Below are 12,173 nucleotides of genomic sequence, written 5' to 3'. Positions count from 1 at the left end.
GCGATACGGGTCTTCATAATGGCTTTGTCTCTCCAGTTTCGTACGAACCAGGTCTCTGGTCCGTTTCTGTCTGTCTGAACTGAAGATAGGAAGCCGTTTTCATTCTCGACGTGTCGCACGACACACGGTGAGCGGGATTAAAGCCGTGTCACGGACGCGCCCTCATCAGCGTCATGAGACGGATCCTCACGACAGAACACATGAAAACGTATGTAAAATACAATATACCAGATTTTAGGATAGGTTTTGGCCGGTCGCGGTTCCCGCGACAGCTGTGGCTGGCGGCCGCGAGACCCTCAGCGTGCTGCGCGCGGATGTGGCCGAGCGCGGCCGTCACCGCGATCGGACGGAAGAGCCGGTTCTCATGCAGGATCGGTCGAGATCGAAAAGGTCCCGATGATCGAGTCGGACCGAGGCCTCCGGTGCAGGTTTGCGAGTGCCGTCGACCGGGGCCGACCATGCCTTCATCAATCGTAAACCATACGATCGGAAGTCATGATCAGCTTGCGTAAGCGCGGAACATTTTAACGCCTGCTTAGCAGTTCGCGCCATCTGGTGAGGCGCCCTCGCAAATAGAGGGGTCATTGATCAGAAGGATCAAACCGAAATGTCTTCCGGCATTACCCTGACCGCCGCGACCCGCCAGAACCTGCTCTCGCTGCAGGGCACCGCGGACCTCCTTTCGGCAACCCAGAACAAGTTGTCTACTGGCAAAAAGGTCAATTCAGCCCTCGATAATCCAACAAACTTCTTTACAGCACAGTCTTTGAACAACCGCTCCAAGGATCTATCTGGCCTCCTTGACGGTATTTCAAATGGTATTCAGACTATCCAGGCTGCAAATCAAGGCATCACCTCGATCCAGAAGCTGGTCGATTCGGCCAAATCGACGGCCAATCAGGCGCTGGCGACGAAGTCGAGCGCGACAGGGGCCAGTGCTACTGGAGCAAACATCACCGCCGGTATTTCTATTAAAGCTGCTGCTGGTACCGCCGATGGCACCATCGACTTCTCGACGTCGACAGACTCGGCCGCTTTCAAGGTCACCGATGCGAATAATCTTGCTACGACTGTTACAATCGATGGCAATGCACTAGCCGGAAAAGCTGCTGATCTCAAGAAGGTAACTAGCGACGAAATCCTTAGCGAAATCAACAAGCAGCTGACTGATAAGGGAGGTGCCGGAGCACAGGTAACGGCCAGCTTGACGCCAGACGGACGATTGAACTTCAAATCGACCGCGACCGGATCTGATTCCACTCTCAAAATCGAGGCTGTTACGGGGGCCACGAAGGACATCGGCTTCGCTGCGACCAGTTTCACAGCTCTAACCGCAACTGGCGTCAACGCCACTGATGGTTCGACCAAGGCAAGTGCGACTGGCGCGAGCGCGACAGGTGTTGCTGCAGCTAAGGCTGGTGCTACAGCTGCAACTGATTACTCTATCAACATCCAGCTTGGCGATGGTGCGGCAAAAAAAATTGACCTTAAAGCCGCAGCTTCTGGCGCTTCTCTCGCGACCGGTGATAAGGCAGCAGCGATTGCGACAGCTATTAACAAGCAGATTCAAAGTGACGTTGGTCTGCAGGGTAAGGTGATCGCTTCAGGTGATGACGCAACTGGCGCTATTACGATCCGTACGACCGATAGTGGAGCGGACCAGAAAATCACGGTGACCTCAGCAGGCGCCGGCGATATCGGTTTTGGCGTCAACACGAGCGCCACCACTATTGCGGCTGGTAAGGCGACTGGGACGGGTGGTGGTTCGACGTCTGCAAACGGTGCCAACGCACGGTCTGCTCTGGCGCAGCAGTTCAATGATTTGCTGACGCAGATCACGCAGCAGGCCCAGGACTCCAGCTACAACGGCGTCAATCTACTTTACCGTTCTGGCTCAGATCCGAAAGAAAACACTCTTCACATTTCTTTCAACGAAAAGGACACCAGCTCGCTCGACATCAAGGGGTCTAAACTGGATGCTGCCGGTCTAGGGATCGCCACGACGAGCAGCAATTTTGCAAGCGATGATGATATCAAGACTGCATTGTCGCAGCTTACTACTGCGTCTTCTACCCTTCGAACCCAAGCCTCGACCTTCGGCTCGAACCTTACGGTTGTACAAAACCGTCAGGACTTCTCCAAGCAGCTGAGCAATATTCTCGACACCGGTGCGGCCAACCTGACGAATGCGGACCTCAACGAGGAAGCCGCCAACTCGCAGGCCCTGTCGACCCGCCAGTCGATCGGCATCTCGGCCCTCTCGCTCGCCAACACGGCGCAGCAGGGCATCCTGCAGCTGCTCCGCTAAACGGATCGGCCTTCACGACGACGGGCGGCTGGGGGAAACCCCGGCCGTTTCGCGTTTGAGCGGCCCCTACAGGAACCCGCTTCCCGAGTGATCCTTGAAGGCGTTGGCGCGGCGGATGTAGCCCACCACCGTGCGGGGATCGCGGTGGCCCGACTGGTCCATGATCCGGGCCAGATCCGCGCCGCGCTCGGCGGCCGTGGTGATGTACCCGGCCCGCAGGGAGTGGGCGGCGAAGGTCGCGGCGTCGAGGCCGGCGGCCCCGGTGTAGCGCTTGACGATGTCGGCAACGGCCTGGGTAGTGAGGCGCGGCGCACCGGCCCGCACACGGCCCGCCCGCGAGACGGGGCGGAACACCGGCCCCTCCGTGATCCCCCCGGCCGCGAGCCAGTCCTTCACCAGGAGGACCGGCCGGATGAAGCGCCCGTGCGGGATAGCCTTCTCGAAGCCGCGGCCCTCCTGGTCCGTCTTCGAGCGCCGCACCCGGACCCGCAGGCCGTCCCGGTCCTCGCGCAGGTCGGCGACGTCGAGGGCGACCAGCTCCGAGCGGCGGAAGGCCCCCGCGAAGCCGAGGCCGAGCAGGGCGCGATCTCGCTTGCCGGTCATCGTGTCGGGGGTACGCATCAGCATGGCGGCGAGCACCTCGACGGTGGCGGCGGCCTTCTGCACCGGCGCCGTGCCGATGGTGCGCCGGATGCCCTTCAGGGTCGCCCGCACCTCCGCGTCGTCGGTCGGGTCCGGCAGGCCGGCGAGCTTGTGCGCGTAGCGGATCGCGGCGCAGCGCCGGCCGATGGTCGAGGCCGCCCGGCCCCTCTCCGCCTCGTGCGTCAGGAACCCGGCCACGGCCCGGGGCGAGGCCGGCAGGGCGGCAAACCCGTACCGGGCGCACCAGTCCTGGAACAGCACCGCGTCGCCGCGATAGGCCCGCAAGGTCGCCTCCGCCTTGCTCGCGCGCTGGTAGGCGCGAACGACCGCGGCGAGTTCGGAGGGGATGTCGGTGGCGGGTTCGGGGAGAAGCCCGTCCCCCGCGGTCGGCGAAAAGATCGTTGCGGTGGTCACGCGATCTCCGTGCCGGGCTCGGGCTCCGCCCCAGAATGGCGCGGCGCGGCGCCGGGTGCAATCCGGTGCCGGGGGCATCGAACCCCTGGAAATCGGCCCACACGAATTCGACGCCTTGCATCGGAAGGCCCGCGCCGGGTTCGAACCTCGGCGACCCATCGGTTTTAACAGAAAGACCGGGTAAGAAACCTTCATGACACCGTCCCGTCCACCGGCCGAATACGCGCTGCACCTCGAACCCTTCGACCGCGAAGCGCGCCTCGGTGGTCCCAGAAATCCCGGACCGCGTGGCCAAGGCTTGCCGGAGGATCGGCGCCGGCGTCTTCCAGGGTCCGGCGATGCGCCCGACCGGCATCCGGGGATTGCGGAATGAGCGGCAGGCCAAAGCAGCTCGGCGACCTGCTGGGCGACCTCGACCCGAACCTCGCCAAAGCCTTCGAAGGCCTCGGCCGGGAGGTCCTGGCGGATGCCGAGCGCCAGCAGGCCGCGACGGAGCGGACCGGGGCGGGCGCACAGAAGCGCCAGGAGGCCTCGGGAGGGGCCTCAGGAGGGCCGGCAGCCCAGATCCAGGCGCCGCCCCTCGAGACGGCGCCAAAGGCCGCCAGCGGCCAGTCCGGCGAACCCGAGAGCCCAAGCCAAGCCCTCACGCAGCAGATCGACCTGTTCATCGCCACCGGACGGGCCGCGGCGCCCAAGGACGAACTGGCGACCATGGAACATCCCGTCTACGCGATCGAGGACGGCGACCAGCGCATCCTGACCTACGAGCACAACGGCGTGACCCTGGAGGTGACGCCCTCCGTGAAGGGCCGGGCGACCATCCACGACAAGGACATCGTCCTCACCTGCGTGTCCAAGGTGGTCGACGCCGTGAACCGCGGCGAACCGGTGTCCCGCACGGTCAGTATCAAGGCGCACGATGTCCTGACCTTCACCAACCGCAGCACGTCGGGGCGCGGCTACGACCTGCTGGAACAGGCCCTGGAACGGCTTGTCGGCACCCGCATCAAGACCTCGATCGCGACGGGTAAGCCGGCCCGGCGCCGGACCAAGGGCTTTGGCCTGATCGATGCCTGGGAGACGATCACCCGGGGGCCGAACAACCGCCTCGAGGAGCTGCGCATCACGCTCAGCGCGTTCACCTTCGACGCCGCCATGGCGCTGGAGGTGCTGAGCATCGATCAGGACTACTTCAAGCTCCGGAAGGCCACCGAGAAGCGGCTCTACGAGCTGGCCCGCAAGCACTGCGGCGACCAAGGCCGTTGGAAGGTCGGCCTCGATCTGCTGCAGAAGAAGGTCGGCAGCCGCCAGCCCCTGTTCAAGTTCCGGGCGACCGTGCGCGGCATCGGCGAGGCGGGGTCCCTGCCCGGCTACCATCTCGTATTCCTGCACAGCGACGATTCCGTAGTCTTCTACGGCCGCAGCGAAGGCGGTCTTGCAGTCATGGAAAGCGATCTGGTGACGCTTCCCAAGCTCAAGCCGAAAGGCGCGCGCCGCAAATCGGTGCGTCGACCCGTCACGAAGGGCGATTGATTCGTCACTCCGCGGATAAATCGCCGCAAAGCCTTGTCGTTGAACGACTTTATCGGAATGCACCTTGAACTGGGCAGTTCGTTCTTGACATGGAAGCCGGTGTTTTGCAGCCGCGCCCGACGCGGATTCGTCACTCTGCGGATAATCGACGCCTCCGAGCCCCCGGGATTCGTCACTCTGCGGATGTTGGATTCGTCACTCTACGGATAAAGATTCGTCACTCCGCGGATAACGCACTTCGTCACTCCGCGGATAAACACCCCCAATTTCGCCAGACAAATCAGGGGTTTGCAAAACCCTAACAACGCGCGCGCGTCTTTAACTGTTTAACAGATCTTTTAACGTCCTCACGGAGGGGCGAAAGAGGGGGGAAACACACCACCACGTGACCAGAAATCCGATCTTGGTGACGCGGCGGGTGTGGTTCGCGTGCCTCGCCTCCTCCCGGTGGTCAAAACATCCTGGCCCTCAAGCGCGAGCAGCCCCGGAGCCATCAAACTTTCGAGAAAAACGCTTATCGGGAATTACAATTTTCTTTGAGGCCGTACGGCTGCATGTACGTCACCGTTTGATGGCGTGCCTTTCTGATAATCGAAGACCGCGTATCTGCTTAGCTTCGGATTTAGGCCTAAGGAGCCGGACACCCTGGGGAGCGCGCTCGCGCAACACGTCATGTTGAACCTACCAGGCGAGCAAGTGATCGTATCGAAGGGGCCATCGCGCGTCGTCTTCGAGGGCACGGTCCCAGCGCCGGATGGACGTGACATGCCACTACGCACGATCTGGGAGCCACGCGACCCGTTTGAGATGCACTTCATCTTAGCTGCCGCGGTAGCCCTTCCACAACGGGGTTCTGCTGCTTCCAAGCCTTCTCGCGACCCCAGCGGACAGAGATCTTAGAGAAGAAAAATATGCCTTTTCAAACCTTTAGAACGACATGACAGCATGAAACCGTGATCGCGCTGCCGTGCTGTCATGCTGTAGCATTAAAACACGATGGCATCGCAGCAATGCGATCTAGTCCCCCGCTTTGCGCCCAACCTTAAGTGCCTCGACGGTTGGGTGTCCGTGCTTCCGGAGCGCGGCGTCGATCCCCTCCATGATGACGTCGTGGATCTTCACGTCGCGGGTAAATGCGATCTCCCGCAGGCGACGATGGACCTCACGCGGCAGGTAGACGGAGGTATGGACGATGTCGGGTCGGGCCTTGCGCGACGCCGGCTTCGCCGGAGCCTGCGCCTCCGGAGGCCGGTCGGCGATCGCCGCGCGGGCTTCGGTTCCGGGAAGGTTCAGGCCGCCGATGATGGACGGACGCTTAGTCATACCGGGAGGCCCATCATGTCTTGGTGCCCTTCATCTTGCGTGCGGCCCAAATCCAGAGGGCTCGGATCTCGTCGGCAGCCTTGCCGTCGCGGGCATACTCGGTAACGCCCTGCCCGGCCGCGAGGGCGTCCTGGTGATCGGCCCGCTGGGTGAGCATGGGTTCCGCCAGTACGCCGAACATCCCGAGGCCATTCGCGGCTTCCGTCGCGCGGGAGCTGCGCCCGGCCGGGCATTGGTTCAGAATGAAGGCGAAGCGCTCACGCATCTCGAGGCGCATCAGGGCCTCGATGGTCGGCAAGGTGGCCTGAAGATCGAGCCGGGACGGACGCGCCGGGATTAGGGCGAGGTCCGCTGCCTGCATCGCCAGGTTGCCGCCGGTGGAGGCGATGCCAGCCGTGTCGAGGATCGCCAGGGTGTAGCCCTCGGCTGCGAGGGCCTTCAGGATCGCGGACAGGTTCGCGAGATTGTCCGGTCCGATTCGATCGACGGCCGGTTCTTCGACGGAACGCGTATCGCCCCAGGCCGCGAGGGACCCCTGCGGATCGAGGTCGAGGGCGATCACCTTTTCGCCGGCCTGTGCGGCTGCGACGGCCAAGGAGGCGGCAATCGTAGTTTTCCCGGCGCCACCCTTCTGGGTGACAAGCGTGATGGTGCGCATCGCGATCCTGTCGTGCTGCCCTGCTGTAGCGGGAAAGCGGGACAGCGTGAAGACGCTATCATGGTGTGGCATCAGAAAGCTGTAGCGCTACAGCATCAAGGCACTATCATCTATTAATGCTGTAGCGATGTAATGCTAAAATGCTCTCATGATGTAGATTCGTAAAAAGCCTTTGTCAGAGAAGGCTTTAGGACCATAGAATCTTTGGCGCTCGCCACCAGATGGGAGGGATGCGTGGAACTGGTCCATCGAACAGAGGCTTCGCACCCCATCCGACAACCCGGGTGGATCGTACGACGAAGCGGCCGCTCGGCATCGCGCATGTGATCGACACTACGGCAATGGAGCGGTCCAAAGCGCGATCTCCTTCCCGGGCTCGGGCACGTCTCGGTGCGACCCGGAACCGGCGTTCACGCAATCAGCGGTGATGACGCCGGTGCTTCATCATGCGGGTGCTCCGCATGGAGCGGCCCATCATGCTGCCGCCCGTCGCGTTGCGGTGCATCTCGCCCATGTTGCTGTTGCCCGTCCGCGCCGCGTCACGATCGAGACCGTCGCCGGGAGATGCCATCGTCGCCGTGCTGATACTCAGCATGAGGCCGATGGTCATGCTTGTACCGAGGAGGAGCTTGGTCATCGCAGCAGGCCTTTCGCAGCGTCGCGCCACAGAACAGAACCTTCGCTCCCGAACCCGGTTCCGGGCAAGGACGTTCATCATCCCGTGTGTGCCGATCCTCGCTCGCGAGCGGCCGGACCGCCTGCCGGCACGGAGAAATTCCGTCACAAAACACGAGACTTACGGGGAGTGATTTTCGCTACCATTCTGTAATGCTGCAGCATGGTAGCATTATAAATGCAGAGCGAATTGCGCGTAACGACGCGGGGCTGTCCCTGTCAGGTGGCCTTGCAGGCCTTTCCGCCCGGCAGGACCGTTTCGGCGAGGCTGTTGGCGCCGGTGCTTCGCACCGGCCAGGAAACCGTCTTGGTGAAGGTGAGCTGATCCAGCCCGGGAAAGATGCCGAAGACGGGAAGGTAGCGGTACGTGACCTTGGCCGTGACATAGCGCGCACCCGCCTTGGCCTCTGAGGGGATCGGATCGCCGAGTTCAGAATCCACGGCGGGGGCCGTGTCGTTCCGGGCGGCCGTCGAGCAGACGCGGGCCACGAGGCCCTGGCCCTTGGCGTAGACGCCGACGGCCGTGAGGACGATCCGGGCGGCCGAGGTATCGTACGGGAAGGTCACGGCGGCGCCAGCGGCGTAGACGTCGTCCACGCTGTTGAGGCTGCCGCGCGAGATCAGGTCCGCCATGGTCCGCGCGGCCTTCTCCAGGCCCTGGCTGATACCGTAGGCGCGGGGAAACTCAACGGTCCCCATCAGGAGCAGGATGAGGAACGGCGCCACAAGGGCGAACTCGACGGCGGCGATGCCGTCCGCGTTGCGGAGGTGCTGAAGCGGAATGCGCATGGGGTCAGTCCTCGCCCATGCTCAGCACTTGCCCATGGCATAGGGCTCGGCCCGGAAGATCACCGTCGAGACCACGAGGCGCGAGGCCGTGCCTATGGCCAAGGCGTCGGGGTCGAGGAACCTGAAATAGCGCGGCACCACGACGGCCGCCCGCACCGTGACGACGTCGTTGCCCGACGGGCACTGGAACGTCTTTCCGAAGCTGGCCGCGATGCTCTTCGTCGCGGCATCGTAGGGGCTGGTGACGGAGCGGGCCGCGAAGCTCGACGCGGTCGCGACGTCGATCAGGACATCGGCGCAGGGGAAGGTCGTAACCTGAGAACAGACCGCCCTGCGCAGCCGGTCCGCCGCCGGCGTTCCGTCGTAGCCCTCCTGGAAGGCGCCCGTGAACACGGTTCGGGCGGCATAGTCGAGGGCGTTGTCGAGGGTCTGCTGGGAGAGCAACAGAAGGCCGGCCTCGAACAGGGCACAGATGAGGGCGAAGAAGGGCATTCCCACCATGGCAAACTCCACGGCGGTGGCTCCGTCCTGCCCGGACCGGAAGCGGCGGAGGGCGCCACGCAGACGGCGCCAGGGACGATGCCCCGTGACGGCGCGCGTCACCGCGAGATCCTCAATTCGCTGATCTGCGCCCCGATCGCCCGAAAGGTGGCCGTCAGGTTTCCGGAATCGGACACGTCGTAGAACATGGACGGGTTGCTGGCGCAGCTGCGCAGCAGGTCGCTCGTGCCTTCGCTGACCTCGACCCGGACCGTGAAGATCTGGATGCCGGCGCTCTTCATGTTGGAGCAGAGCAGGGCGAGCCGCCCGTCGATGGCGCGAGTGCGGATCGCGGTGTCCGACGATGTCGTGCCGAGGCGATTGGCCCAGATGTAGCCGATGCCCGAATAGACCGACTCGTTGCTGTTGGATCGGTAGGCGCTGGTGTTCTGCCCGTCCGTCATCACCACGGCGAACTTGCGCGTGGTGGTGTCCGTGTAGGGCGCGCCCCTGACCAGGGGGCCGGTCGGCGAGAGCACGTGCCAGCCCCAGGCGAGCCCGAGGGCGACGTTGGTGTCCCCGATCACGCTCATGCTCGCGATAGCCGCGGTGACCGTGGCCTTCGAGGTGGTCAGCGGGGTGACGGGCTGGAGCTCGCAGCCCGCGTTCGGGCCGTAGATGTAACCGGCCCCGCCCCTGTCCGACCGCGAGACCTTCCAGGGGGTCCCGTACTTGGCCGTCTGACCCTGCCGCTTGCGGTCGCCGGTGACGAGGTACTGGCTAAGGATATCGCTGTAGTCGTCGAGGTAGTCGTTCGCCGCGTTGCCGTCCTTGTCCGACTCGTCCGGGGCGAAGTAGGGCACGAACAGGCTGTCGGGGACGCCCTGGCTCGCGGGGGTGTCGTCGACGTCGTAGGGCGCGGGACGGCTCTCGACGCATCCGGCCCAGGCGACGCCCATCTTCGTGAAAAGGGCCAGGCGGTTGGCCTTCATGGCGAAGATCTGGGAGTGGTAGGAGGCGAGGGCGTCCTTGTCGATGAAGGCGTCCCCGGAGCGGCTCGCCCCGACATTCACCGTCATGGAGAATGGGACGACGGCGACCTTCAGGGCGTTCGGCTTGGCCGGATCGACCTCCTCGAAGAGGTTGTTGACGAGATCGGTGGCCGCCGTCTTCAGGTTGGCGAGCTTGGCACCGGCCATCGAGCCCGTGTTGTCGAGGACGAGGGCCACTTCGAGGTTGCCCGACCCGCGCTTCGAGGTCCCTGACACGTTCAGGCCCAGGCTGGTGAAGCCGACCACGCGCGCCAGCGTCGTCGGCGTCGCGCCGGTCAGGGTCACCCGAATGGTCTCGCCCGAACGGAACGTGGCGACATCGACCCCGGTCGCCTGACTCTCCGCCATCGCGGCCGTCACCTGGCGCTTGGCGCGGTCGGCCAGATCCGCGTCCGTCAGTCCGGAGGGAAGCTTGGCGAGCGAGAGGGCGGCCGCGTCGACCGCGTTCTGAGCCTTGCGGCGGGCATTGGTGTTGGCGCTGAGGTCGATCGCCATGCCGGAGAGGGCGAGGAGCGGAATCAGTGTCAGCGCGAAGATGACCGCAACGCCGCCGCGCTCGTCGGTCCCGAGGCGAGCAATAATCGATGCAGTGGGAAACGTCCCGAACATACGCCGAGCATCGCAGGCCGACGTAAACGAATTCGCTACGTCATCGAGAGAAAGAATCCGATCGAAACGGCCCGGAATTGCCACACCATACGGTTGCAATCCTGTCGATCAGCTTCGATCAACCGGCTCTTGAGCCTTCGGATGCGTACCACCTCGAGGCCAGGGGAGGGGATATAGCTTGGCAGTTCATACCGAGTTCGGGCACTTGGGGCATGCACGATCGGTTAACCATATCCTGACCAGCCTGCCTTTTGCGGGAAGCAGGTATCATCGTGATCACGGATCGTTCGATCGACCTCGAGGCCTGCCCCGTTCCCCTCGACTTACTCGGACGGGTCTACCGGGCCGATGCCGACACGCTGTCGCGCCTGATCGCCGACATTCCGGAGCGGAAGCGGGCGCGCTTGGCGGCCTACCTCTACGGCCGCAGCCACATGCACGAACTCGGTCTGAAGGTGGCGGCGGCCTGCACGATGGCGGCTCTCCGGACGGCCGAAGGCCCCCTCGGGGAAGCCATCCACGCCCAATCGCGCCGCAGCTACGCGCCGCCGACCCATGGTGAAACGCGTCCGTCCTCCGTAAGAAAGATCACGCTGGCCGGTTCGCGCTTCGGGGCGAGCCATGTGCCGGAGCGAGCGGACGCGTGGCGGTAGACCAATGGCGGATGTGATCAACGGCGATTTTCGCAACGGCCGCGAGGCCCTGGCCGGCCTGGACCACGTCTTCGGGGACGTCGCCGGGCTGCGCGTGGGCCTGCGCCGCATCGAGGCGCCCCACGGCGACGAGTTGCAGGTTACGGTGAGCGCGGACGCTTTGTCCGTTCCGCGCCAGGTCGCCGTCGTCCTCGCGAACCCGGCGGGGGAGGACGAGGCCGACCGGATCGGCAAGGCGGTCCTCGAAGCCCTCCATCTCGCCGAGAGCCTGCGCCGGGGGACAGTCTAGAGCGGCATCCGATCAGGTTGGGTCAAGGACATCGTAGCCTGCGGCGACTGTCCGTCGTCAGATGATTTGGGACATTCAGCGGTGTTCAGGAGCAGAGGCTCTGGTCCATCTGGGGTGAGAGGTTAGGCAGCCTGCGCGTGATGGCGCAAGCGGCGATCCATCAAGGTCTGGCGCTTGATGCGTTCCCGCTCGGCCAGGATCCCTTCGCCGCGTCCGAAGTAGACGTCAGCGGGCGTGAGGTTGCTCAGGCTCTCATGGGCTCGGGCATGGTTGTCGTGTTCGACGAAGTCGGCAACCTGCGTCTCCAACTCGCCGGGCAAGTAGGCGTGTTCGAGCAGGATGCGGTTCTTGAGCGTCTGATGCCAACGCTCGATCTTGCCCTGCGTTTGAGGATGGCAGGGCGCACCGCGTATGTGGGTCATGCCTCGGCTGGCGAGCCAGTCAGCCAGGTCGCTGGCGACGTAGCTCGGCCCGTTGTCGGAGAGCAGGCGTGGCCGCTGCATCACCCGCGCCTGATCGAGCCCAGCCGCACCCAGCGCCAGGTCGAGCGTGGCGGTGACGTCGCTGGCCTGCATCGTCGTGCACAGCTTCCACGCCACGATGTAGCGTGAGAAGTCGTCCAGGACCGTCGACAGGTCGTACCAGCCCCAGCCAACGACCTTCAGGTAGGTGAAGTCCGTCTGCCAAAGCTGGTTGGGCGCGGTGGTCTTGTCGCGGAACTCGGCGGCAGCCTTGATGACGATATAGG

At 64.0% G+C, this 12,173-nt stretch carries 12 protein-coding genes; 4 read left to right on the top strand and 8 right to left on the bottom strand.

The features are described from left to right. Positions 1 to 607: 607 nt before the first annotated feature. Positions 608 to 2,308, top strand: a complete 1,701-nt coding sequence (locus MFF30_RS21830; RefSeq protein ID WP_238282117.1) for a flagellin N-terminal helical domain-containing protein — start codon at positions 608 to 610, stop codon at positions 2,306 to 2,308. A 66-nt stretch (positions 2,309 to 2,374) separates the two neighbouring features. Here MFF30_RS21830 and MFF30_RS21825 read toward each other — a convergent pair whose 3' ends face one another. Next, positions 2,375 to 3,364: a site-specific integrase gene (locus MFF30_RS21825; RefSeq protein WP_238282116.1), complete on the bottom strand. Its 990-nt coding sequence runs from the start codon at positions 3,362 to 3,364 to the stop codon at positions 2,375 to 2,377. Positions 3,365 to 3,733: 369 nt separating this feature from the next. Here MFF30_RS21825 and MFF30_RS21820 point away from each other — a divergent pair, with 369 nt between their 5' ends. Continuing rightward, positions 3,734 to 4,897 (top strand): replication initiator protein A, encoded by a 1,164-nt coding sequence (locus MFF30_RS21820; protein WP_238282115.1) that lies wholly within the window; start codon positions 3,734 to 3,736, stop codon positions 4,895 to 4,897. A gap of 1,017 nt (positions 4,898 to 5,914) precedes the next feature. On the opposite strand, the gene MFF30_RS21815 is transcribed toward MFF30_RS21820, so the two are convergent. The 6 genes from MFF30_RS21815 to MFF30_RS21790 form a co-directional block, all read right to left on the bottom strand. Next, positions 5,915 to 6,220 carry a hypothetical protein gene (locus MFF30_RS21815; protein WP_238282113.1) on the bottom strand — a complete coding sequence of 102 codons (306 nt, stop codon included), beginning with the start codon at positions 6,218 to 6,220 and terminating at the stop codon, positions 5,915 to 5,917. Positions 6,221 to 6,233: 13 nt separating this feature from the next. Continuing rightward, entirely contained in the window at positions 6,234 to 6,878 is a 645-nt protein-coding gene (locus MFF30_RS21810) for a nucleotide-binding protein (RefSeq protein WP_238282112.1), read from the bottom strand. Positions 6,879 to 7,296: 418 nt separating this feature from the next. Continuing rightward, positions 7,297 to 7,515, bottom strand: coding sequence for a hypothetical protein (locus MFF30_RS21805; RefSeq protein WP_238282111.1), 219 nt, complete (start codon positions 7,513 to 7,515; stop codon positions 7,297 to 7,299). A 257-nt stretch (positions 7,516 to 7,772) separates the two neighbouring features. Then, entirely contained in the window at positions 7,773 to 8,342 is a 570-nt protein-coding gene (locus MFF30_RS21800) for a TadE/TadG family type IV pilus assembly protein (protein WP_238282110.1), read from the bottom strand. 21 nt (positions 8,343 to 8,363) lie between these two features. Further along, on the bottom strand, positions 8,364 to 8,945 hold the full coding sequence (locus tag MFF30_RS21795; protein WP_238282109.1) for a TadE/TadG family type IV pilus assembly protein: 582 nt from the start codon (positions 8,943 to 8,945) through the stop codon (positions 8,364 to 8,366). After that, positions 8,942 to 10,483 (bottom strand): TadE/TadG family type IV pilus assembly protein, encoded by a 1,542-nt coding sequence (locus tag MFF30_RS21790; protein WP_238282108.1) that lies wholly within the window; start codon positions 10,481 to 10,483, stop codon positions 8,942 to 8,944. Before MFF30_RS21790 ends, MFF30_RS21795 begins: the two co-directional genes overlap by 4 nt. Before the next feature lie 272 nt (positions 10,484 to 10,755). On the opposite strand from MFF30_RS21790, the gene MFF30_RS21785 reads away from it, so the two are divergent. Both MFF30_RS21785 and MFF30_RS21780 read left to right on the top strand, forming a co-directional pair. Then, on the top strand, positions 10,756 to 11,136 hold the full coding sequence (locus MFF30_RS21785) for a hypothetical protein (protein ID WP_238282107.1): 381 nt from the start codon (positions 10,756 to 10,758) through the stop codon (positions 11,134 to 11,136). Between the two features lie 4 nt (positions 11,137 to 11,140). Next, entirely contained in the window at positions 11,141 to 11,425 is a 285-nt protein-coding gene (locus MFF30_RS21780; RefSeq protein ID WP_238282106.1) for a hypothetical protein, read from the top strand. A 122-nt stretch (positions 11,426 to 11,547) separates the two neighbouring features. On the opposite strand, the gene MFF30_RS21775 is transcribed toward MFF30_RS21780, so the two are convergent. Continuing rightward, the coding region (locus tag MFF30_RS21775) for a DDE-type integrase/transposase/recombinase (RefSeq protein WP_238282104.1) at positions 11,548 to 12,173 on the bottom strand (626 nt) is incomplete at its 5' end.

Source organism: Methylobacterium goesingense (assembly GCF_022179225.1).
Taxonomy (GTDB): Bacteria; Pseudomonadota; Alphaproteobacteria; order Rhizobiales; family Beijerinckiaceae; genus Methylobacterium; species Methylobacterium goesingense.
The sequence above is the reverse complement of the archived record's forward strand: the minus strand, read 5'-3'. Positions and strand labels throughout refer to the sequence as shown.

Bases quoted from the DNA above. Each gene is read 5' to 3' on its own strand.
- MFF30_RS21830 (WP_238282117.1), top strand. From the start codon at position 608: ATGTCTTCCGGCATTACCCTGACCGCCGCGACCCGCCAGAACCTGCTC.
- MFF30_RS21820 (WP_238282115.1), top strand. From the start codon at position 3,734: ATGAGCGGCAGGCCAAAGCAGCTCGGCGACCTGCTGGGCGACCTCGAC.
- MFF30_RS21815 (WP_238282113.1), bottom strand. From the start codon at position 6,220: ATGACTAAGCGTCCGTCCATCATCGGCGGCCTGAACCTTCCCGGAACC.
- MFF30_RS21810 (WP_238282112.1), bottom strand. From the start codon at position 6,878: ATGCGCACCATCACGCTTGTCACCCAGAAGGGTGGCGCCGGGAAAACT.
- MFF30_RS21805 (WP_238282111.1), bottom strand. From the start codon at position 7,515: ATGACCAAGCTCCTCCTCGGTACAAGCATGACCATCGGCCTCATGCTG.
- MFF30_RS21800 (WP_238282110.1), bottom strand. From the start codon at position 8,342: ATGCGCATTCCGCTTCAGCACCTCCGCAACGCGGACGGCATCGCCGCC.
- MFF30_RS21790 (WP_238282108.1), bottom strand. From the start codon at position 10,483: ATGTTCGGGACGTTTCCCACTGCATCGATTATTGCTCGCCTCGGGACC.
- MFF30_RS21780 (WP_238282106.1), top strand. From the start codon at position 11,141: ATGGCGGATGTGATCAACGGCGATTTTCGCAACGGCCGCGAGGCCCTG.